This is a genomic window from Psychromonas aquimarina ATCC BAA-1526 (assembly GCF_000428725.1).
GTDB classification, from domain to species: Bacteria; Pseudomonadota; Gammaproteobacteria; order Enterobacterales; family Psychromonadaceae; genus Psychromonas; species Psychromonas aquimarina.
This window is the reverse complement of record NZ_KE386793.1, coordinates 61,810-82,373: the sequence shown is the minus strand read 5'-3', so window position 1 is coordinate 82,373 and position 20,564 is coordinate 61,810. Positions and strand designations below refer to the sequence as shown.

The 20,564-nt window shown below is 41.9% G+C and carries 21 protein-coding genes and 1 pseudogene; 8 read left to right on the top strand and 14 right to left on the bottom strand.

Annotated features, from left to right (window positions below):
• The 3 genes from G337_RS0123825 to G337_RS0123815 all read right to left on the bottom strand — a co-directional run bounded on the left by G337_RS0123825 (position 1) and on the right by G337_RS0123815 (position 2,375).
• Positions 1 to 846: a hypothetical protein gene (locus G337_RS0123825; RefSeq protein ID WP_157619455.1), complete on the bottom strand. Its 846-nt coding sequence runs from the start codon at positions 844 to 846 to the stop codon at positions 1 to 3.
• A 246-nt stretch (positions 847 to 1,092) separates the two neighbouring features.
• Positions 1,093 to 1,566 (bottom strand): hypothetical protein, encoded by a 474-nt coding sequence (locus tag G337_RS0123820; protein WP_028866075.1) that lies wholly within the window; start codon positions 1,564 to 1,566, stop codon positions 1,093 to 1,095.
• Complete coding sequence (locus G337_RS0123815; protein WP_028866074.1) at positions 1,563 to 2,375, bottom strand: ankyrin repeat domain-containing protein; 813 nt, start codon at positions 2,373 to 2,375, stop codon at positions 1,563 to 1,565. Before G337_RS0123815 ends, G337_RS0123820 begins: the two co-directional genes overlap by 4 nt.
• A gap of 282 nt (positions 2,376 to 2,657) precedes the next feature.
• On the opposite strand from G337_RS0123815, the gene G337_RS0123810 reads away from it, so the two are divergent.
• The 5 genes from G337_RS0123810 (at position 2,658) to G337_RS0123790 (ending at position 5,437) form a co-directional block, all read left to right on the top strand.
• Positions 2,658 to 3,053: a hypothetical protein gene (locus G337_RS0123810; protein ID WP_028866073.1), complete on the top strand. Its 396-nt coding sequence runs from the start codon at positions 2,658 to 2,660 to the stop codon at positions 3,051 to 3,053.
• A gap of 4 nt (positions 3,054 to 3,057) precedes the next feature.
• Positions 3,058 to 3,390 (top strand): hypothetical protein, encoded by a 333-nt coding sequence (locus G337_RS0123805; protein ID WP_028866072.1) that lies wholly within the window; start codon positions 3,058 to 3,060, stop codon positions 3,388 to 3,390.
• A gap of 56 nt (positions 3,391 to 3,446) precedes the next feature.
• The gene (locus tag G337_RS0123800; protein WP_028866071.1) at positions 3,447 to 4,616 is read left to right on the top strand and encodes an Lcl C-terminal domain-containing protein; all 1,170 of its coding nucleotides are present in this window, start codon (positions 3,447 to 3,449) and stop codon (positions 4,614 to 4,616) included.
• A gap of 141 nt (positions 4,617 to 4,757) precedes the next feature.
• Positions 4,758 to 5,015 carry a hypothetical protein gene (locus G337_RS0123795; RefSeq protein WP_028866070.1) on the top strand — a complete coding sequence of 86 codons (258 nt, stop codon included), beginning with the start codon at positions 4,758 to 4,760 and terminating at the stop codon, positions 5,013 to 5,015.
• Between the two features lie 125 nt (positions 5,016 to 5,140).
• Positions 5,141 to 5,437, top strand: a complete 297-nt coding sequence (locus G337_RS0123790; protein ID WP_028866069.1) for a YkgJ family cysteine cluster protein — start codon at positions 5,141 to 5,143, stop codon at positions 5,435 to 5,437.
• A gap of 73 nt (positions 5,438 to 5,510) precedes the next feature.
• On the opposite strand, the gene treC is transcribed toward G337_RS0123790, so the two are convergent.
• Positions 5,511 to 7,190: an alpha,alpha-phosphotrehalase gene (gene treC, locus G337_RS0123785; protein WP_028866068.1), complete on the bottom strand. Its 1,680-nt coding sequence runs from the start codon at positions 7,188 to 7,190 to the stop codon at positions 5,511 to 5,513.
• An 83-nt stretch (positions 7,191 to 7,273) separates the two neighbouring features.
• Positions 7,274 to 8,722, bottom strand: a complete 1,449-nt coding sequence (treB, locus tag G337_RS0123780; RefSeq protein WP_028866067.1) for a PTS trehalose transporter subunit IIBC — start codon at positions 8,720 to 8,722, stop codon at positions 7,274 to 7,276.
• 262 nt (positions 8,723 to 8,984) lie between these two features.
• On the opposite strand from treB, the gene G337_RS0123775 reads away from it, so the two are divergent.
• Entirely contained in the window at positions 8,985 to 9,944 is a 960-nt protein-coding gene (locus tag G337_RS0123775) for a LacI family DNA-binding transcriptional regulator (RefSeq protein ID WP_028866066.1), read from the top strand.
• 6 nt (positions 9,945 to 9,950) lie between these two features.
• Here the strand turns inward: G337_RS0123775 and G337_RS0123770 are convergent, their stop codons facing one another.
• From G337_RS0123770 to G337_RS0123755, 4 genes are read right to left on the bottom strand one after another with little or no spacing between them, the layout of a single operon-like run.
• Positions 9,951 to 10,844, bottom strand: a complete 894-nt coding sequence (locus tag G337_RS0123770; RefSeq protein ID WP_028866065.1) for an FAD:protein FMN transferase — start codon at positions 10,842 to 10,844, stop codon at positions 9,951 to 9,953.
• A gap of 23 nt (positions 10,845 to 10,867) precedes the next feature.
• The gene (locus G337_RS0123765; protein ID WP_028866064.1) at positions 10,868 to 12,169 is read right to left on the bottom strand and encodes a DUF3570 domain-containing protein; all 1,302 of its coding nucleotides are present in this window, start codon (positions 12,167 to 12,169) and stop codon (positions 10,868 to 10,870) included.
• Positions 12,160 to 12,345, bottom strand: a complete 186-nt coding sequence (locus G337_RS0123760; RefSeq protein ID WP_051303649.1) for a DUF4266 domain-containing protein — start codon at positions 12,343 to 12,345, stop codon at positions 12,160 to 12,162. The genes G337_RS0123765 and G337_RS0123760 overlap by 10 nt, the downstream gene beginning before the upstream one ends.
• 20 nt (positions 12,346 to 12,365) lie before the next feature.
• Complete coding sequence (locus G337_RS0123755; protein WP_028866062.1) at positions 12,366 to 12,848, bottom strand: TlpA disulfide reductase family protein; 483 nt, start codon at positions 12,846 to 12,848, stop codon at positions 12,366 to 12,368.
• Between the two features lie 412 nt (positions 12,849 to 13,260).
• Between G337_RS0123755 and pyrC the strand changes: the two genes are divergently transcribed.
• Positions 13,261 to 14,292 carry a dihydroorotase gene (gene pyrC, locus G337_RS0123750; RefSeq protein ID WP_028866061.1) on the top strand — a complete coding sequence of 344 codons (1,032 nt, stop codon included), beginning with the start codon at positions 13,261 to 13,263 and terminating at the stop codon, positions 14,290 to 14,292.
• A 97-nt stretch (positions 14,293 to 14,389) separates the two neighbouring features.
• On the opposite strand, the gene G337_RS0123745 is transcribed toward pyrC, so the two are convergent.
• The 4 genes and pseudogenes from G337_RS0123745 to G337_RS0123730 all read right to left on the bottom strand — a co-directional run bounded on the left by G337_RS0123745 (position 14,390) and on the right by G337_RS0123730 (position 17,103).
• Positions 14,390 to 14,731 (bottom strand): GNAT family N-acetyltransferase, encoded by a 342-nt coding sequence (locus tag G337_RS0123745; RefSeq protein ID WP_245597707.1) that lies wholly within the window; start codon positions 14,729 to 14,731, stop codon positions 14,390 to 14,392.
• Between the two features lie 152 nt (positions 14,732 to 14,883).
• A complete protein-coding gene (locus G337_RS0123740) occupies positions 14,884 to 15,846 on the bottom strand; it encodes an HlyD family secretion protein (RefSeq protein ID WP_028866059.1) in 963 nt (320 codons plus the stop codon).
• Between the two features lie 272 nt (positions 15,847 to 16,118).
• A pseudogene (locus G337_RS29365) lies at positions 16,119 to 16,346 on the bottom strand (DUF3302 domain-containing protein); the annotation flags it as partial.
• Between the two features lie 163 nt (positions 16,347 to 16,509).
• Positions 16,510 to 17,103: a PhnA domain-containing protein gene (locus G337_RS0123730; RefSeq protein WP_028866058.1), complete on the bottom strand. Its 594-nt coding sequence runs from the start codon at positions 17,101 to 17,103 to the stop codon at positions 16,510 to 16,512.
• Between the two features lie 282 nt (positions 17,104 to 17,385).
• Here G337_RS0123730 and G337_RS0123725 point away from each other — a divergent pair, with 282 nt between their 5' ends.
• Positions 17,386 to 18,534, top strand: a complete 1,149-nt coding sequence (locus G337_RS0123725) for a methyltransferase (RefSeq protein WP_028866057.1) — start codon at positions 17,386 to 17,388, stop codon at positions 18,532 to 18,534.
• Positions 18,535 to 19,032: 498 nt separating this feature from the next.
• Here the strand turns inward: G337_RS0123725 and G337_RS0123720 are convergent, their stop codons facing one another.
• Positions 19,033 to 20,430, bottom strand: a complete 1,398-nt coding sequence (locus G337_RS0123720) for a sodium-dependent transporter (RefSeq protein ID WP_028866056.1) — start codon at positions 20,428 to 20,430, stop codon at positions 19,033 to 19,035.
• Between the last annotated feature and the right edge of the window lie 134 nt (positions 20,431 to 20,564).

Below are 20,564 nucleotides of genomic sequence, written 5' to 3'. Positions count from 1 at the left end.
TCACTTAACACAGACATAACCGTAATAATAATCTAAAAATTCGCTCACTTTTAGACTTGTATTTGCTTTATTCACGGGCATTTGGTTATTACCCCATGTTTGAATATTAAAACTAATTTTCTTATCTTGCACATCGACTTGAGAAGTCATATCAAGGTTTGCAGGCATATTATCTAGCAGTACCTTTGAATTCAATATTACCCAATGATCAGCTGGAGCACTTCCTTTTTTGAGTTTTATATTATCCGCTGTTACGAGTATTTTCGATCCAACAAATAAGCAAACATGGTAATCAGTTGAGTAACGCAAGTTTGCTTGCAATAAATTTCTTGAACCTTTATCAAAAATAAGGTTTGTTTCATTTTCAACACTGCCAAATAATTCTGTTTTTTTAAACCAACCAGCTAAACATCCAGGAGTAGTGATCCCAGCCAATTGGTCACTTGGATGATCATAATTAAATAATGTATTAGTAGAATCACGTAAACTGGCAAGTCCGATCCAATCTACATCGACAATAGTTGCTCTTGGAATAGTATCTTTGAATAAACTTTTACAAGCTCTACTTGGCTTAACTTGTAACTTTCCAATTGAAGCTTCTCCCTTTTCGAATAAATCAATAATATATTGAGCGTATACTTCCGGGTGTTTTTTAGCGATACATTGTAAAAAAACCACTGCTCCACATAAACTAGTACTTCTTTGTTGTATTTTATGAGGGTTGCTAATGCGCTTACTAATATCAAGTGAGATTTGATAACGGTTTGAACCACTTTTTCCTTTAAATGCACTTATATTATTAGATTCGTCTTTTTTAAATTTTGCTAATATAGTCTCAACTGTCACTAGAATCCCTTTTATATAATCAATTAGCTTAATAAACACAATTTAAACATATAATTAGTGTCACCTAAAGATAATTTAAAATAAAAATTCTTCTACATTTATAGCAAAATCTGGGATAGCAATATTTTACTACAGAGAAAATACCATTTATCTGTAACTCTATCATTTTGTCACAAACTGCCTTATAAAACGGATTGTTTGATACGACAGAATAAAATAAAACGGAAAAAGAGGCATAAATAAAAATTAAAACGACCCTTTAAATAATTCATCTAGCTCATCCTCATAACCCTTAGGGTAGCCTTCTTCCAGTACGCAGCCATTTTCATGCATTCGGTAACTCAAACCTACAGGTAAAGATTCACCATTGTCATCTTCGACCCATTCACATTCATCTGTACTTACAATAGCAAAAACATCACTACAACCTGCTTTAGTTAATATCTGTACAATAAACGGTGCATAATCAAAAGCAAAAGATCCCGACATGATCCAGAGCTCTGCTTTTTGTCCATCTAACTCTAAATTTTCAATATTCAAATCACCTTCAAAGCACGGGTATTCACAAAGCCCTTGCCATAAAACTTTATCTGTATTTTTTAAAAAAGATAACCAGACTTTGTTATTAATTGATATATTCCCTGGCCCAATTTTTTTTATCAACGATGTGAAAAATCCATTATCCGGTTGATTAAAAGTGATATTAATATCCGATGTCATTCAAAACACTCCGGTTTGACTAAACCTTCATCCACCATCTGCTGGTAAGTTTTAGCACCATGTTTAATTAGAGTTTCGATAATGCGATCCACCAAACCATTACGATTCATGTGCTTATCACTCTCTTTTAGATAATAAGCATCATCCAAAATGGTATCTTCAAAAACATTTTTATTTACGTCTGCGCCCATCTCTATCAAGGTATTAACAGCGGCCTCGTTGCCCACTCTCACAGCTTCAAAAAGTGGAGTTCTTCCTTCGTAAGCAGTAGTTCCTGCATTCACTTGTTTAGATAACCTAATTAATGGAGGAATATATTTACTATTTTTCCCTGCAACAATTGAATGTAATAATAACTCTCCATTTTCCATCAACATATCAACATCAATCCCCTTCTCCATAAGCGCATTAAAAAATTGATCTGATTTTTCAGAAATTTCGGTATTACGTAAAAGAGCTAAACGTGAAACACCATTAAAACCTATTTGCGGTGAATTAATATTTGAACCGCACTCTAATAAATACATTATGGTCTCATGCGAATCATTGCACCAACCACCTAATAGGTTTAAATTAGTTAGAATTTTAGACTCTTTTACCCCATCTTTACTGTTCTCGTATAAAGGCATTCCAGCTTCAACTAGCAACTTAGCTAACTCTAAGTTATTAATATGAACAGCAAACGCTAGTGGGTAATACTCATAAGTCCAAACTTCAGTTAAATCTATACCTTCATCAATCATTCGCCTGACGGTTTTAAGGTCATTATCTACGCAAGCTTCTGAAAACTGTTTATGTGATTTTTTCATATTGTGGCCGCCTTACCTTATTGATTTAACTCATCCATAGATTCCAAAATCTCCTCAACACTGCTTAGAAGAAAAATCAGGAAACCCAAACCTTTCCTGTAAATATCTTACAACAAATAAAAATATCACTCTTCTATCATTCAGCATGTTTTTACCAGTCGCTTATTTAAAATAATTAAATGATTCTCTTTAAAGGTTTTATCTGCTATTAATATCTCCTTGTCTTATAAAGGATTATAAGGCACGTCAGGGAATGACGTTATTAATTTAAAGGATTAAATTATGGACTCGTATCAGCTGCCTTTTGCACAGTTCACTATTATTAAAGAAGATCTTGCAGAGGTGACCGTTGCAGAGGGTGTCGAACTGAACCTGCACATGCTCAAGCAGTCTTATGAACTGCTGCAGGCAAAGCTTAATGCCCCCTTCTCCCTGCTTATTAACAAAGTAAACAGTTACAGCTACAGCTTTGAGACACAGATGCAGCTGCCGGAATTACAGGAAATCAATGCAGTCGCTGTGCTCACCTATGATTATCTGTCAATCAAAACGATAGAGTACTTAGCGTCACTACCGAGCAATAAAGACTGGAATCTGCACCATTTTTCTAATCGTCAAAATGCACTTGTCTGGCTGCAGCAGAAGGCTGCAGAGACAGCTAAAATAAAGGCAAAGTAACGCTATGACATTACAACTTCAGGATTTACAAATTTCTGGCGGATGGTTTACCGCCTACAATCAGTTTTACAATGTGGATCCGTCACAGCAAACGATTCAGTCTGTCGACACGGTATTTACCCAGGACATTCTGCAGTTTACTAATCAGTCCCGCAACCGTCTTATCGACCTCGGCTGGTACCCTGAAGGCTGTTATGCAGAGGGAGCTTACCGGCTAGTTGTTTATCAGGGGGATTTTAGCGGAAAACTGCTCTATCAATTAGACTCAAAAGATAAGCAGCAGATTGTATCTGAAATCAACAGATTACTTTTGCAGATAACTAACGGGTATTTGTAAAAGCAGCGCTTAGTTAATATCTTTGTTACCTGAACATATAAAAGGAGTTAACAGCATTGAAAACCATAACAGCCCTGTCGCTATACCTATTAGTAAGCTCAAGCAGTGTCTATGCGCAAAATCCCCTGCTTGATTATCCAATTGTTGATTCCAATGTCAGCGGCTTTTACAGCAATGATTCACAAATCAAAGCCCCGCAGCAAGGTGCGCCGTTTTACGGACAGGATGCACACTACCAGATAAATAAACCTTCCTACACCAACAATCAAAACGGGACCGTTAGCGATAACATCACAGGTTTAATGTGGCAGCAGAAGATGGGAGAAAAACTCACCTATCAGCAGGCGCTTAAACAGGCACAGTCCCTAAAGTTAGGCGGTTTTAGTGACTGGCGTGTCCCCTCGATTAAAGAGTTATATTCTCTGATGCAGTTCAGCGGGCGGGTAAAAGGCCAGAAAGCCGTGACTCTATTTATCGATACAAAATACTTTCAGCAGCCGCTTGGCTCACCACGTCAGATTGATGCGCAGACCTGGAGTGCAACGCAGTATGTAGGCAGAACAATGCGCAATGATCAAACGGTTTTCGGAGTGAATTTTGTCGACGGACGCATCAAGGGTTACCCTAAATACCACCCGCGCAGCAGGCAGGCCAACAAGATGTATTTTCGTTTTGTGCGCGGTAATAAAAATTACGGGAAAAACCGTTTTATTAATAACGGCGACGGCACAATAACGGATGCAGCCAGCGGTTTAATGTGGCAAAGAGCGGACAGTGCAAAAGCAATGAACTGGCAGGATGCGCTTGATTATGCCGAAAATCTGCGCCTGGCAGGTTACAGCGACTGGCGCCTGCCCAGCGCCAAAGAGCTGCACAGCATAGTGGATTACTCGCGCTCGCCGCAGACAACAAATTCAGCTGCACTCAATCCGCTTTTCAGTATCACGGCCATTAAGGATCCCCAGGGAAGAAAACAGTACCCCTATTTCTGGAGCAGCACCACTCATCTAGACGGGCGTAATCCCTACAGCTCTGCGGTCTATTTTGCTTTTGGCGAAGCACAGGGCAGGATGCATAACCGTTTAATGGATGTACATGGCGCAGGTGCACAGCGCAGTGATCCTAAATCCGGTAATAAAAAAGACTATCCGCAGTATTTTGGCCCCCAGGGAGATATCCGTTACGTTTTCAATTATGTACGCAGTGTCAGAACAATAAAACGATAAAGGATGTGCTTCTGTCCACAAGCCTAGATCGTTCTTTTTGATTATACTTGTTAATCATAATATGCTGATTAATTATACTCTCTTCACTCTTTTTATAGGGCAGTAAATACTCGGCATAGTGTTACATCGGAGGTTCTAAGGATGGGTAAAACAATAAACATAAAAGTTAGCGAACATAGACATTTGCGCAATCTATGCCGTAAACGTTTCAAATTCGGCATTAAAATACTCTACATTTTACTGGCATGTTTCTTTGTCAGTCTGCTTTTATCTAAAAGCTTCTGGCAGTTTACCCTAGGCCTGCTTATTCTTTTTGCTGTCACCACCGCCTTAGAATATCGGGATTACAAAAAACACAGTGCGGCCTTAAAAAAACTCGGCATCCAGGACAACAAATAAAAACACGCTTTCGGGCGGCTTCTTAGCTGTTAAAAAGACAGCTAACTGCAGGCTGATACAGATAATCGCGAAAAGCAGACACTTTTCAGTTATGCTGGGCGCCTCTAAACTTACTGCAGCCGCTTATGACCATAGAAATTACCAACCTAACTGAACCTCAAGTCACCTGTGCAAGCTGTCTCGCCTGCTGCTGTAAACTTGAGGTCATGATTATCTCTGATACCGGCGTACCTGAGCAGTATATAAAAACAGATAGATGGGGCGGCGAAACAATGGCGCGCTTAGACGACGGCTGGTGTGCAGCGGTAGACCGCACCACCTTAATGTGCACAATTTATGAAAACCGTCCGTGGATTTGTCGTGAATTTGAAATGAGTTCCCACGAGTGTTTAAGCGAACGTGCACAGGGTATGTCAGAGTAAACCAGAAGCAGATATGAAAAGGCCGCTTAATCATTTAAATTTTGATTAAACGGCCGGCTTTTAAAGCGGGATATTAATGCTCGATAAGCAGAATACGGCTCTCATAGGGCTGCAGCTGCATCTTGTTAGATGGTTTTTCCTGCACACAGCTGTCGTAGTTTGACAGCAGGTATACCCCTTTCGCACCGTCAACTGAATCCGGTAAGCAGCATTCAGCAGGTTGATTGTAAAAGTTATTTATCGAAATTAAGGTCTGCTTATCAGACTTTCTCTGATAACAAAACAGCTGCTGATGATCCGGCATCAAGTCGGTAAAGTCACCGCTGGTCACCACATCAATCTCTTTACGCAGTTTAATCAGCTGACGGTAATAATGAAAAACCGAATTATGATCCTCAACTGCATTTTTAGCATTTATCTCCGGGTAGTTCTCAGCAACCCCGATCCACGGCGTTCCTTTACTGAAACCAGCATTTTCACTGCTGTCCCACTGCATCGGTGTACGTGAATTATCACGAGACTTCTGCGCGAGAATATCCAGAGCAGATGAGGCATCAAAGCCTTTTTCATCCACTAAAATAGAGTAATTATTGGTACTTTCAACATCACGGTACTGTTCAATCGAGGTATAACCCGGGTTAGTCATACCTATCTCTTCACCTTGATAGATATAAGGCGTACCCTGCATCATATGCAGTGATGACGCTAACATTTTCGCCGATTCAATACGATAGTGCTGATCACAGCCTAAACGACTGACCACCCGCGGCTGATCGTGATTACACCAGAACAGTGCTCCCCAGCCGTTTTTATGCAGCCCCTGCTGCCAGTAATTAAATATGGATTTCAGTTCAATAAAATCAAAAGGGACCTTGCTCCATTTTTCACCGTTTTCATAGTCAATTTTCAGGTGATGGAAGTTAAATACCATGGACAGCTCTTTGCCGTCTTGAGCGGAATACTGCTGACAGTGTTCAAGGGTCGTTGATGACATTTCCCCTACTGTTACGCTGCCGTATTTCTGGAATACTGCTTTGCTGATTTCCTGCAGGTATTCATGTACTTTTGGTCCGTCGGTATAAAATCTTCTGCCGTCACCGACTTCATCATTCTGATATTCAGGCTGTTTAGAGATCAGGTTAATTACATCTAAACGGAATCCGTCGACCCCTTTTTCAGCCCAGAAACTGATCACTTTTTTTACTTCTTCGCGGACTTTAGGGTTTTCCCAGTTAAGATCCGCCTGCTCTTTGGCAAACAGATGTAAATAATACTGATCCGTGACTTCGTCTAACTGCCATGCATTTCCGCCGAATTTAGACTCCCAGTTAGTGGGCGCCTGGCCGTTAACCGGATCTTTCCAGATATAATAATCGCGGTAAGGACTGTTCTTGTCACCTAGTGCCGACTGAAACCAGGCATGTTCGGTTGAAGTATGATTAACCACTATATCCATGATTAAACGTATACCGCGTTTTTTCATCTCAACAAGCAGCAGCTCAAAGTCAGCCATGGTACCGAAATCAGGGTTGATATTATAATAATCAGAAATATCGTAACCGTTATCAATCATAGGCGAACTGTAAACCGGTGTTAACCAGACAGCCTCAACGCCAAGTAATTTAAGATAGTCTAACTGCGATATAATGCCTTGAATATCTCCGGTTCCACGACTTCCACTGTCACAAAAACTCTTTGGATAAATTTGATATATGGCCGCACTGCGCCACCAGTCAATGGATTTATTTTTCATATTAACCTTTGTTTCGATTACTAAGTGTAAATTAAAAAATCAGGTGCCGTAGTGATACGGCACCTGTTAGAGCTTACTGAGTATTAAACAGCAGCTGCAGATGTCTGCTTAGACTGCTCATCAGCAGATGTTTTGTTAGTACGTTTCTGCTGGTATTTGAAAGCCAGTACCGTTAATACAATCGGAATGATGATTGCGAACGCCATTGCCACTAAAAATACTGTCCAGAACTGCGGCTGAATAGAAAGAATACCTAAGATACCGCCGTTACCAATACCGTTAGACAATACGCCGCTTAGACCACAAACACCGGCGGCAATCGCAGAGCCGACCATTGCACAAAGCATCGGGAATTTGTATTTAAGGTTAATACCGTACATTGCAGGCTCTGTTACACCTAAGTAAGCAGAAATAGCAGCCGGAATCGATACGTCTCTTTCAGACTTTTTACGACTGGCAATCAGTACACCGACAACTGCAGAACCCTGGGCAATATTTGATAGAGCAATCATTGGGAATACAGGTGTACCGCCGATTGTCTGAAATAACTGCATATCTACAGCATTAGTTGTGTGATGTATTCCGGTAATTACCAGCGGTGCATATAAGAAACCGAATACTGAAGAGAAGATAACTCCGTAATCACCGGTCATGGCACTTAATACCAGCTGTCCGAATGCATCACCAATTGCACGGCCTACTGGACCGATGAATGCATGAGCAACAAATACGGCGGCGGTAACACTGATCAGCGGTACTAACACCTGATGCAGGTAGGATGGAATGATCCGCGACAAACGTACTTCCAGCATGGCCAGAAAGATACCCGCCATAATTGCCGGAATAACCTGTGCCTGATAACCCACTTTCTCCATGGTGAAGAAACCGAAGTCCCAGACTTCAGGAACCTGTGAACCGATACCGTAAGCGTTCATCAGCTGCGGAGAGACCAGTGTAATACCGAGAATAATACCCAGAACCGGTGATCCGCCCAGTTTCTTAACTGTTGACCAGCAGATAGCAACCGGCAGGAAGTGGAATACAGCTTCACCTAATAACCATAGGAACTGATGTAACGCCATCCAGAACTGTGACTGGTTAACTAATGCCCCATTGCCGCTGAAATCTACTTCCATAATATTACGGAAGCCTAAAATTAAACCACCGGTAATAATTGCTGGTAATACCGGGACAAACAACTCGGCTAAATTAGTTAAAGCACGTTCGAACAGATTCATATTTGCTTTAGCTGCTTGTTTGGTTTCATTTTTTGAAGATGAATCAATATCAGCCTGCTGCAGCAGTTCTTGATAATACTGACCAACATCAGTACCGATAATTACCTGGAACTGGCCGCCGTTAGTAAAACAGCCTTTTACAGCCGGTACTTCAGCTTCAATACGATCCGCATCTGCTTTTTCTGTTTCTTTCAGTACAAAGCGTAAACGGGTAATACAGTGGCTGACTGATGCGATGTTGTCTTTACCACCGATTAGTTTTATAAGGAGTTCAATCTGTTTTTTTGTATTCATATAAATATGGGACCAGTCCCACCTCCAGTTAAAAAAATATTTTTGCGTAAATATCTAGGTCCTTCTCGCTCTCTTTCAGTGATTATATAATCACCAATTGGGACCGGTCCTTAGATAATGACGGATTAACTGGCGAAATAAAAGGCAAAGGAGATAATATTGTGACTGACTTAACGCTTTAATTTTACCCTGTAATAATTAATCAGCAGCAAAATATGCTAAATTGACTCTCCGTTAATCAACACTAATAACTCGGAAGACCATGAAAAAACTCACTATTCGTGATATTGCAGAATTAGCCGGCGTAGGTAAATCAACAGTTTCCCGCGTACTTAATAATGATCCGAAAGTAAAAGCCGAAACACAGGCAAAAATTCGCGAGATTATTAAAGAAGTGGGTTATAAACCTTCCGCAGTGGCACGTGCTATGAATAACCAGCCGATTAAAAGTATCGGAATCATAGTTACCCGTTTGAGTTCTTCAGCAGAAAACCAGGCATTAAGTGAAATTATCGATTTTTTCCACCAGCATGAATATGAAGTACTGGTCTTAGAAAGCCGTTACGACGGTGAACTCCTGAATACACATATTGAACTGATGGTGCAGAAACAGGTTGAAGGGATAATATTTTTCGGCTTTACCGATCAGGGCTTAGTAAATAAGGATCTGTTTAACGGAAATATTGTTATGATCGCGGTGGAACAGCCGGGTATCTCATCGGTAACTACTAACAGCCCCCTGGCAGTGGAGCGCTGCTTTGAGTATTTAAAAGTGCACGATGCTAAACAGATAGCTTTTTTAGGTGTGCATGAAAGTGATATCCAGACCGGAAAATTACGCTTAGATGCTTATAAAAAAGCCTGCGCGGCACATAAAACAGAGCCGATTATCTACTTAACGGATATGGAATATGCAGATGGTGTCAAAGGCTGTAAAGCCCTTTTAAAAGCTGGTGCTGATGCCATAATCTGCGGTACCGAACGTTTAACCGGCGGTGCTTTGGTGCATCTGCTTAGAGATGGAAAGTCTGACTTACCCGTTGCAGCCGTCGGTATTAACGACTACATCCGCATATTAAACCCGGGGATTTTTGCTGCCGATCTGCAGTATGCCAAAGTGGGGAAAGAAGCGGCCGTTCTGCTCTTTCAGAAAATGAAAGGCAGTAATAAAAACACCGACACTGTAGTTCAGCCGCTGATGACTGAGCTGCCTACTGTTTAAACAGTCCTAATCCTGGATCCAGAAGTTGACCTCCTGTGCCTGTAAAAAATCCTCAGCTTCAGGACCTTGAAGCATTGCCATGGTTGATAATAACCCGGCTTCAATACAGGACTCTGCTGCTACAGTAACTGAGCGCGGCGCGTCCATTACCGGACAGCCGCTTAACGGATTAAGAATATGGCTGTAACGTCTGCCCTCTTTGAGCAGATAACGGTTAGCATCACCGCTGGTTGCTAAAGCGCCGCCGGACAGAGTCACCACAGCGGGCTGTCCGCCGCCGACGCTTTCAATGCCGACTTTCCACGGTTGCTGATTTTCACGCGGGCCACTGCAGATTAAGTCGCCGCCAAAATTAAGTAGAAGCGGTACTTCACTGCACACCTGCAGCGCCTTCGTCAGGCAGCAGTCAACAGCATACTCTTTAGCAAAACCGCCAAAATCCAGCTCCATCTCAGACGGAAGTTTGAGCAGAGGTGGCTGCCATGATACTTTATCTAAACCGATAAAAGGCAGCAGTTTATTTATCTGCGCCTGCTTCGGCACATTATCTGAACCGTCAAAAGTCCATACCCGGCGCAGAATTCCTGAGCTGATATCAAATAATCCGTCACTGAACTGATAACACATATAAGCAAAATCAAGAAGATGGGCACTTTCATCATCAACAGTAAGCGTTTTGCCGGCACTGTTATTAATCTGGTAGACAATATTATTTTTCAGATAACGGCTGAACTTAGTTTCAATACGTTTGGCTTCGCTAAACACTGCTTCACTGAGCTTAAGTGCAAGCGCACGCCCGGAGCATTCCACCAGCACTTCACAGTCACAGGCCATCGCCTGAAAATGCGCGCAGAAGACCCTGCCGTCTTTTTCTTTTTTAAGCGTAAGTCCCTGCAGCATTAATATTTTCCCGGAAAATTTAATTAGAATGAGTAGGTATACTGTACAATAAACGCATCTAAGGTTGGAAACATATCATAGTTTTTCTGCACACCGAGCGCATCAGAGGGACTCTGCTCTCCATCCTGATGGTAATACTCTAAACGCACAGTGTTGCGATTGCCGTCCGGTGTTTTAAAACCTATTTTCAAACCTATTGTTGATGACCACATTTCTGCCAGTCGATAGTCAGCACTTAAATAAGGGCCAATATCAGCGGCCTCGCTTTCACTGATACTATGACGGTAAAAATCAGCTGCATCCTGCAGGTAATAACGAAAATGCGGCTCAACATACCAGCCGTTGAAATTACTGCGGTAAGTCAGGTTCAGCGTATGTGAATTAATCCCCCAGTCATCCCACATATAGCGGTAGGAAATATCTGCTGAATCATCGCCGAAAGCACGTTTTATTTTACTATACAGACTGTGCTTAGTGCGCTGCTCAGGCCGGCTTTCATAAAGATAAGTCCCGCTAAGTGTCTCTCCCGGCACTAATGAACCGCTCACATCATCAACCACAGAGACCACCTTGTAAGGATCGTTATGATATCCGTCAGACTGCGAGTAACCATAATTAAAGGCGGCAATCATCTGACGGTTAATAACCTGGCTGATCCCCGCCAGCAGTTCCCCTAGGAAACGGCTGTCGGAACTATCTCCTCTGTTCTGCTGGACACCTGCGGCCTGCATCTGACTAAGCGGCACCACTAATCCGCCCTCTGGAGTAATAATATTATATTCACCGCTAATACCGATACTTAAGCTGGTATTACGTTTATTAAGATCATGTATATAAAGCGCGCTTAATCCCGTTGAAAAAAAATCATACTCTTTAGAGATATTAGCTCCCCAGAGCATTTTATTAACCCGGCCTAAACCATGTTCATAGTTAGCGCTGAAACTTACCCGGGTATCATGAAAAGTATCATCTAGGGGTATCTCTCCCGGCTGCGACTGATAACTACCGCGGCCTGACGGGCGAGTAAAGGTCTGTATCTGATCCGACGGACTTGCCCCGTTAGGTGATGCGCCGGTTAAAACATCCAGCACCAGTTTAAAACCTAATACACTGTCATCATCGAAGGTTTTGCGAGTATTAATAAGCGGTTCCCAGGCACTTACCCGATCCACTTCACTGTAAACCAAGCCGGCGATATCTGTCTGCCATCCGGAAAAAAAGCCCGTTGTCGAATCAGCATTAACAGCCCCGGACGTGCCTAGTAAGCAACCCGCAGCTGTTTTCAGCAGCTTACGTATATTTTTATGCTTATTATTTAATTGCATCCGCAGCCTCCTCCGCTGAATCCTCGGCCGCCTGAACTGGCCTCTTTACTAAAGTAAATATGCTCATCATAGGCCGTATCAATAGGGGCATTATCCAGCGCCATATCTTCACGTGCCAGCACATCCCGTTCCCAGGGCTCTACACCTAATGAACTACAGGCGCTTAGCTGCAGCATTAAAATAATGATGGCTATTTTCACGGCTTAGTCTCCTCAATTTTACTGTTCCGTCTGAGTGACTTTTTAATATTCGCTTCGTATAACAGCTGTTCGCTTTTTTTAAAACCGATATGAGACTCGATTACCCGGCCGTCTCTTGAAATCAAAAAAGAGCTCGGCATGCCGGCAATTTTGTATTCTCTGGCGAATACAGCTTTCGGATCTGAATATAAAAGGAAATCAGCGGGATAAGCAGTAACAAAACGCTTAGCAGTTTTAATATCACGGTCAAGATTTATGCCGATAATAACTAAACCCTGCTCCTGGTACTTTGCCTGCATCTCATTTAACCAGGGGAACGATTTTCGACATGGAACACACCATGAAGCCCAGAAATCCAGGTAAACTACCTGGTTGGGGTACTGTTTCAGATCCAGCTTATCTAACCACTGGGCAGCACTGCCGGTTGAACAGTACAGCACCACTGCAGCCGTTAGCAGGCTGCGTATCAGTTGTTTCATAACATTCCCTGGTTATTGAATTAACCTGCTTGTAATAGTAGACAGCTTTTTCCATAAATCTTAAATTTGAATAAAAAGACAATCACTTAGAGGGTTGATTAGGCCTTTACTTAACCTGCCTATGCTTGAAAGTTGGAAAATTTTATTAGCCGCAATAGTCGACAGCTTTTTCCATAAATCTTAAATTTGAATAAAAAGACAATCACTTAGAGGGCTGATTAGGCCTTTACTTAACCTGCCTATGCTTTAAAATCGGGGAAATTTTATTAGCCGCAATAGTCGACAGCTTTTTCCATAAATCCTGAATTTGAATAAAAAGACAATCACTTAGAGGGCTGATTAGGCCTTTACTTAACCTGCCTATGCTTTAAAATCGGGGAAATTTTATTAGCCACTATTGCGGAGCTTTTTTATGACAACAAAACTTACAATTACACGCCCTGACGACTGGCATGTTCATTTACGTGATGGTGATGTTTTAAAAGACACGGTTCGCGATATCAGCCGTTATATGGGCCGCGCAATTATTATGCCCAATCTGCTGCCGCCGGTAGTTGATACCGAACTGGCGCTTGCCTACCGGGCGCGTATTCTAGCTGCTCAGCCTACGCCTAACTTCACTCCTTTAATGACGCTTTACCTGACAGACAACACCACAGCTGCCGAGATCAAAAAAGCCAAAGCGACCGGTCAGATTTATGCGGCTAAGCTTTACCCGGCAGGCGCTACAACCAACTCGGATTCTGGTGTCACATCAGCAGATAATATCAAAGAAGCACTGCAGGCGATGCAGGAAGTTAATATGCCTCTGCTGGTACACGGTGAAGTAACTGCTAATGAAATTGATATTTTTGACCGGGAAGAAATTTTCTTAAAAGAAGTATTAGCACCGATTGTTGAGCAGTACCCGAATCTGAAAATAGTGCTTGAACATATAACCACTAAAAATGCGGTAGAGTTTGTAACTAATGCCGGAGAGAATGTGGCGGCCACCATCACTGCCCATCATCTGATGTTTAACCGCAATCATATGCTGACCGGCGGTATTCGCCCGCATTTCTACTGCCTGCCTATTTTAAAACGTAATATTCATCAGCAGGCATTAGTTAAAGCGGCCGTCAGCGGATCCGCTAAATTCTTTTTGGGTACAGATTCAGCACCTCATACAGTCGCACGTAAAGAGTCGAGCTGCGGCTGTGCAGGATCTTACACCGCTTTTGCCTCTATTGAGTTATATGCAGAAGTCTTTGAACAGGCCGGCGCATTAGATAAATTAGAAGCTTTTGCCAGCTTTAACGGTCCGGATTTTTATAATCTTCCACGCAATACAGATACCATCACTCTTGAGAAATCCAGCTGGGATGTACCGCAGTCTTTGTCTTTCGGCGAAGATCAAGTGGTACCGATTAAAGCAGGTGAACAGATGCTTTGGAAAGTGCTGTAGTTTTTAAGAAATAACATTAAGGGCACTGTTAAGCGCCCTTTTTTGTATGTATACCCAAGCTACTTGAAGATACAGCTTCAGGTGGTTTGGGTATAAATCATTTAATCGTTGCCATTAATTTATCACTAAGATGAAAACCATATTTTTCATATAATGTATGCGCATCATCCGTTGCTAACATAAACAGTTCAACCGGCCAGCGCGGATCGTTAACCGCCGTATCCACTAACCATTTACCAATGCCGAGTTTGCGGTAGTGCTGATCGACAATTACATCGGCAAGATATGCAAATGTACAGTAATCCGTGACTACCCGTGCAAATGCTATCTGTATGGTCCCCTTATAAACAGAAAAGCAGTTAGAATGTTCAATCGATTTATTAATCGTCTCAATATCTCTTTTATCTGCCCAGTAAGACTGCTCAAGCAAGCTTTTCACAGCCTTAATATCCACTCTGGATTTATCTGAATAAAGTCTATACTCCCCCCACTCCAAATGCATATCCTCCCTTATCAGCTTATATAAAGAGGCGAATAGCAGCTTCCTATCCGCCTTTAGCATTTCAATCAGTATCTAACTTCTTATATCTGCTAATGGAATGGGAAAATATAACTCATCCATGAGGACATACGTAAGATGATGCGGCGCATAATTGCGACATGAGTAAAATGATCTGAATAAACAGCACTCTGCCCGTATGAGCCGCCCGGTATCTGAGCCGCATACTGAATAAAATCCGGATCGGTAATTTTAATCTGTACAGGCACTCGGCCTGGACGCAGAGAACCTAGACCTAAGTTGACTAAGCTGCCGTTAGCCTGCACTTCACCTTCAGCTATTACCGGTAAAACCTGGACCACTTCACCGCTGAACACTTTTCCCGGTAAAGCATCAAAAGCCATCTCGGCTTCATAACCCGGCTGCAGGCGCAATATACTGTTCTGGCGGTACCAGCCGACATAGATAAATGATGTTTCCTGAACAAATACCATTGCCGGACGCAGCGGCATAGGCACCACATATAAACCAGGATAGACCATCATCTGCGAGACAAAACCGTCACTGGCGGCTCTCACTTCAGTACGCTGCAGATCATATTCTGCATCAGCAAGTTTTGCCGTTAAATCATTAACAGCTGCCAGAGTTACATCCACATCACGCTGTTTGCCTATCTTTTTCTTTTTCAGCTGCACTGCACGCCGATAATCAGAAGCAGCTGATTTTAACTGCGCCGCTAATGAGTCAACTTTGTTCTGATAAGGCACGGGATCGATAGTAAATAACAGATCCCCGGCTTTAACCGGAGTATTCGCTTCAACATCAACTGAAGCAACTGCTCCTCTTACTGCCGGCACTACAGGTGTTGAAACGAAATATTCACGACTGACCTCTGAATAAGGATGGTTGTAGTTCATCAGAAAAACTAATGTACCGATTAAAACAATACCGCCTAGAACAGCCGTAGGTACGGACCATTTATTAAGCGGTATTTTAAATATTTTAAAGACTGCAATACAGATCGCCGTGTAGGTTAAAATAAGTATTAAATCCATTATTTCTCTCCTTCAAACTTGCTTAGATCAAACGCAACCGTTTCATCTGACGGATCATAAAGCGCATCCCTGACTTCCTCTAGCGGGGCCCTTTCGGCAGTTTTCTGTGGTGAGTCTTTATCCTGCAAAGCTTTATTTTGTGCGGCAAGCTCCTGTACTGCAGTATTCTGTGCGGCAAGCTGCTGCTCTAACAGTTCGATGCGTGTTTGTAATGCTGAAAACTGCTGCCGGGTTGGGCTTTTTTCAAATTGCTGTGGTTCTTCTTTATTAACAAAACCCCAGCCGCGGTCTTCTCGGTACAAGGTTGCCCAGATCCATAAAAACGGCCATAAAACATGCAGGGTAAATAAACTTACCCAGCCTGCTACATGTAAAGCATCTTGATGCGGGTGATTACGGTGTTTAGCAATTTCATAAGGGATATCATGGATAACAATAACCCCGTAGAAGAGGGTAATAACAACAAATATTAAAATGCCGAGGGCAAGATAATCAAGCATAGGAACTCCCTGTAAATACAACAGAACATAAATCAAATAGTTATGACATAATTTATTATTACAGATATAAAAAAAACCGCAGTGTTATTTGCTGAATAGTTTCAAAGCAAATCACAAAACGGGTTTATAAAGTACAAATAACAGTTAATTTGTTATACAGCTTCTAGTCTTCGAAAAGAGGCATTTTTTTCAGGTAACAGGTTAACAATACAATACGCACGCCGTTTACACGGCCTTCGATATGCTCAGGATTATCCGTTAATGAGATATTACGTACCGGTGTTCCACGCTTCGCCGTAAAGTTACCGCCTTTAACATCTAAGTCTTTGATTAACGTTACATTATCACCAGCAGCTAAAATTGTGCCGTTAGAATCGCGAGTCGGTGCGGCTTCCTCAATATTATCAGCGGCAACACCGTAATCAGCCCATGCTTTGGCTTCATCTTCCATATACATCATATCAAGCAGATCCTGCGCCCAGCCTTCTGTTACCGCCAAACGGGTCAACATGCGGAATGCAGTAACCTGCACAGCCGGCACCTGACTCCACATGCTGTCATTCAGGCAGCGCCAGTGGTTATTATTCATATCAGTATTTTTTTCAATTTGTGATAAACAGGTTTCACAAACTAATACTGATTTATCAGAGTTAGGCTCTACAACCGGCGGTACTTCAAAAACAGAAAGATTATCTGACGCACCACATAATTCACATGTGCAGTTACTGCGCTCTAACAGAGCAGTTTTAATTGGCATGAGTTAACACCTTTAAAAAAATAGGGAAATGAAAGTGGCGCTATTATGCCTATCTTTCAAGACAAACAAAAGTTTGGTTTTTTGTCAGCTAACCTGTATTAACTAGCTGATACAGGTTAATCATTAAGCAGGATTTGCCGCAGACTACTAAAAACATAATTTGTTCTCCGTTAATTACTATTAGCATTGGTATAAAGGGTGCGATCAGGCTAAAATACTTTTTTTATTACACTTTATACCCAGACTGCTTAATGCAGGTATATTACAACTAGGCAAAATCCGATGAATGAATCATTAAATATTGCAGACCAGGAACTGGTTCTGCATCGTCACCCAAGACATAAAAAAGAAACACTGCAGGCTTGGGATTCTGCTGATGAATACCTGATTAACTACTTCACAGAGAATGAACTGGGTAAACATATCGGTGAAGGCGAACAGATGCTGCTGATCAATGACGGATTCGGCGCATTAAGCTGCTTCTTCCAGGATTTTGAACGAACTGTTATTACTGATTCGTACCTGTCTCTCAGCTCTATTAAGTTAAATATGCAGCGCAATAACTGCCCTGAACATAATATTTTACTTCAGGACAGCCTGCAGTCTTTTCCAGAAAATGTAAAAGTGGTTTTAATTAAAGTACCAAAAACACTTTCTTACCTTGAATATATTCTGCAGCAGCTGCGCAGCGTAGTATCTCCGGACACAATTATTGTAGCGGCGGGTAAAGTGAACATGATTCATAACTCCACTCTGCAGCTGTTTGAACAGTACATAGGCACAACAAAAACCTCATTAGCGAAAAAGAAATCACGTTTAATTTTCAGCCTGGTTGAGCAGAAAGAAATACCGGAAAAAGAAGTTGCACTTACCTGGGAAATAGAAAAGCAGCAGTGGAAAATTCACAACCATGCTAATGTGTTTTCACGTAACCACTTAGATATCGGCGGAAGATACTTAATGGATAACCTGCCTGAAGGTGACTTCACTAAAGTTGTCGATTTAGGCTGTGGTAACGGTGTTGTTGGTATGGCGGCGGCGCAGGCTTACCCGGACGCACAAATCACATTTATTGATGAATCGTATATGGCTGTTGATTCCGCCCGTATCAATATGCTGAAAAACTTCGAAGAAGAAGAAAGTGAAACGGCGCGTTTTGTCGTTAACAACGGTTTAGTTGGTTTCAAACCGCGCAGTTACGATCTTATTTTATGTAACCCGCCGTTCCATCAGCAGCAGGCAATCACAGATCATATCGCCTGGAGCATGTTTAATGATGCACACTTCTGTTTAGCAGGTAATGGTGAATTAGTTATTGTCGGTAACCGTCATCTTGATTATCAGGATAAATTAGAGCGTATTTTTGGTAACTGTGAATTAGTAACAGAGAACAAAAAATTCGTTATTTTACGTGCAGTAAAAATGGACTAATTGTCTGCTGACTGAACGATAAAATTGAAAAAGCAGCTTTCTAAGCTGCTTTTCTGCCCTCTGCAGTAGTGTAAATTCCATTTCAGCAGTAAAAAACACAAAACCAACACAAGCCGCTCTAAACAACAAAAACCACAAACCCAACACGCGTATCGACAAAACAAAAACAACACGCCACAGACACCTTAAAGCGCCATTAAACAGCAATAAAAAGTTATGAATTTCTGTTTGAATTAAATTATTCGAAAAAACATCTAAATTAACTACTCAGAAAAATTTATCAGTAGACATAAAAAAACCGCTTAGTTTTACCTAAACGGTTTTTATATTAAATACTCGGCTGGTTATTTAATAACATCTAATAAACCAACTGAGTTAGCAAATACGAACAGAATACCGGGTTCGGCTAATACGGTAGCCCGGTAGAGCACTTGCCAGCAGGCATAAAAAAACCGCTTAGTTTTACCTAAACGGTTTTTATATTAAAAACTCGGCAGGTTATTTAATAACATCTAATAAACCAACTGAGTTAGCAAATACGAACAGAATACCCAGCGGCGCAACCCAGCGAAGCAGTACCATTACAGTTGTAAACTGCCACTGTGCAAGATTGAACTCTTCTTTGATCACTTCGGTTTTCATTATCCAGCCGACAAAGACTGAAATTAATAAGCCACCAAGAGGCATTAAAATATTGGCAGTCAGATAATCCAGCATGTCAAATATATTGCTGCCCATAAAGCCAAAGTTAATTTGCGCCCACTCTGTGCCTGCTAAAGAAAATACCGTACCAAGACTGCAGATCCAGATAGCAATACCAGCTGTAATCGCGGCTTTAACACGAGGCATCCCCTGTCGTTCTTCAAGATAAGCAGCAGTCGCTTCAAGCAGTGCAATTGCTGAAGTAAAGGCGGCAAACACAATCATAACAAAGAATACTGTACCGACGACATCACCCATCGGCATTGAGCCGAAGGCAATTGGAAGCGACTGGAATAATAGTCCCGGACCGGCACTCGGCTCTAAACCATGGGCAAATACAATCGGGTAAATCGCTAGGCCGGCAATTAAAGCAACCATAGTATCGGCAATCGCAATCATAATAGAGGTTTTTGCAATCGATACGCCGTCAGGCAGGTAGGCACCGTATACCATCATGATACCTGACGCTAAGCTAAGGGTGAAAAATGCATGGCCAAGCGCCACTAATACACCTTCAATGGTCAGCTTAGAGAAGTCAATATCAAACATGAATGAAAAAGCGGCCGCAAAATCACCTACAACGGCAGAGTAGGTCATAATAGCCACAAGCAGTACTAATAATGCCGGCATTAAATATGTGACGGCTGTTTCCAGACCGCCTTTAACACCTTTTGATATCACATAGATAACGGCTGTCATAGTAAGTGTTGTCCAGACAAGCAGCTGCGGAACACTGCTTACTAAATTGCCGAACAAAGTACCAATTGCTTCTGCATTTGTTGCTGGATCAGCGGCTGCTGAGCTGAATTCGCCGCTGCCGGCGTAAAAGACATAAGCGGCGGCCCAGCCGGCAATAACAATATAGAAACTTAAAATTAAGAAACCGGCTAATACGCCCATGGTACCGATAATTGACCAGTGTGACGAATGCCCGGCTTCCGTTGCCACATGAGCAACAGCATTAGCAGGCGTAGAGCGGCCTCGTTTACCAATCACTACCTCTGCCATCATGACTGGAATACCAATTAATAAGACACATATCAGATAAACAAAAACGAATGCACCACCGCCGTTTTCCCCCATAATATATGGAAATTTCCAGATATTACCTAACCCTACCGCAGCTCCCGTTGCTGCTAAAATGTACGCGTATCGACTCGACCATCGGTTTGAAACATGTGTATCCGTACTCATTTAGAACCTACAATTTTTTGAAAAGATAGTTATTTATAATCACTTTAAGAAATGAATTCAATAGTCGCTGAAAATTAAATTTACCAATGTTTCACGAATTAAAAGTCAAAGCTTGCGTAAAACGCTAAAAAAGC

What these genes read in the sequence shown, in the direction of transcription:
- G337_RS0123820 (WP_028866075.1), bottom strand. Translation starts at nt 1,566, where the DNA reads ATGACATCGGATATTAATATCACTTTTAATCAACCGGATAATGGATTT.
- G337_RS0123815 (WP_028866074.1), bottom strand. Translation starts at nt 2,375, where the DNA reads ATGAAAAAATCACATAAACAGTTTTCAGAAGCTTGCGTAGATAATGAC.
- G337_RS0123810 (WP_028866073.1), top strand. Translation starts at nt 2,658, where the DNA reads ATGGACTCGTATCAGCTGCCTTTTGCACAGTTCACTATTATTAAAGAA.
- G337_RS0123805 (WP_028866072.1), top strand. Translation starts at nt 3,058, where the DNA reads ATGACATTACAACTTCAGGATTTACAAATTTCTGGCGGATGGTTTACC.
- G337_RS0123795 (WP_028866070.1), top strand. Translation starts at nt 4,758, where the DNA reads ATGGGTAAAACAATAAACATAAAAGTTAGCGAACATAGACATTTGCGC.
- G337_RS0123790 (WP_028866069.1), top strand. Translation starts at nt 5,141, where the DNA reads ATGACCATAGAAATTACCAACCTAACTGAACCTCAAGTCACCTGTGCA.
- treC (WP_028866068.1), bottom strand. Translation starts at nt 7,190, where the DNA reads ATGAAAAATAAATCCATTGACTGGTGGCGCAGTGCGGCCATATATCAA.
- treB (WP_028866067.1), bottom strand. Translation starts at nt 8,722, where the DNA reads ATGAATACAAAAAAACAGATTGAACTCCTTATAAAACTAATCGGTGGT.
- G337_RS0123775 (WP_028866066.1), top strand. Translation starts at nt 8,985, where the DNA reads ATGAAAAAACTCACTATTCGTGATATTGCAGAATTAGCCGGCGTAGGT.
- G337_RS0123770 (WP_028866065.1), bottom strand. Translation starts at nt 10,844, where the DNA reads ATGCTGCAGGGACTTACGCTTAAAAAAGAAAAAGACGGCAGGGTCTTC.
- G337_RS0123765 (WP_028866064.1), bottom strand. Translation starts at nt 12,169, where the DNA reads ATGCAATTAAATAATAAGCATAAAAATATACGTAAGCTGCTGAAAACA.
- G337_RS0123760 (WP_051303649.1), bottom strand. Translation starts at nt 12,345, where the DNA reads ATGCTGCAGCTAAGCGCCTGTAGTTCATTAGGTGTAGAGCCCTGGGAA.
- G337_RS0123755 (WP_028866062.1), bottom strand. Translation starts at nt 12,848, where the DNA reads ATGAAACAACTGATACGCAGCCTGCTAACGGCTGCAGTGGTGCTGTAC.
- pyrC (WP_028866061.1), top strand. Translation starts at nt 13,261, where the DNA reads ATGACAACAAAACTTACAATTACACGCCCTGACGACTGGCATGTTCAT.
- G337_RS0123740 (WP_028866059.1), bottom strand. Translation starts at nt 15,846, where the DNA reads ATGGATTTAATACTTATTTTAACCTACACGGCGATCTGTATTGCAGTC.
- G337_RS0123730 (WP_028866058.1), bottom strand. Translation starts at nt 17,103, where the DNA reads ATGCCAATTAAAACTGCTCTGTTAGAGCGCAGTAACTGCACATGTGAA.
- G337_RS0123725 (WP_028866057.1), top strand. Translation starts at nt 17,386, where the DNA reads ATGAATGAATCATTAAATATTGCAGACCAGGAACTGGTTCTGCATCGT.
- G337_RS0123720 (WP_028866056.1), bottom strand. Translation starts at nt 20,430, where the DNA reads ATGAGTACGGATACACATGTTTCAAACCGATGGTCGAGTCGATACGCG.